General features: G+C 42.7%; 1 protein-coding gene. It reads right to left on the bottom strand.

Annotated features, from left to right (window positions below):
• A partial coding sequence (locus tag K1I44_RS15645; RefSeq protein WP_483297882.1) for an IS66 family transposase occupies positions 1–253 on the bottom strand: 253 nt, incomplete at both ends.

The raw sequence follows: 253 nt of genomic DNA, 5'->3' as shown, positions 1-253 counted from the left end.
ACCTAAAGGGGGAAAGCTATCGATTACGGGAAAAGAGGCTCCAAGAAGAAAAACAGAAGGATCAATGAGGTCCTTCTGGGGAATTTTAAACCGGCGATTTTGGGGAAAAAATAATCGGCCTTGACAATTGGCAAGGGTTCCTGTACTAACCGAGTGTTGATATAACGCTTCGATTGTATCACTTAAACGCTTGTAAGGGATCAATTGGATATGATGCAAATAAACAACGAGCGCAGTAAGACGTGGACCGTAT

The organism is Anoxybacillus sp. ST4 (genome assembly GCF_019448545.1).
In the GTDB taxonomy this organism is placed as follows: domain Bacteria; phylum Bacillota; class Bacilli; order Bacillales; family Anoxybacillaceae; genus Anoxybacillus; species Anoxybacillus pushchinoensis.
The sequence above is the reverse complement of the archived record's forward strand: the minus strand, read 5'-3'. Positions and strand labels throughout refer to the sequence as shown.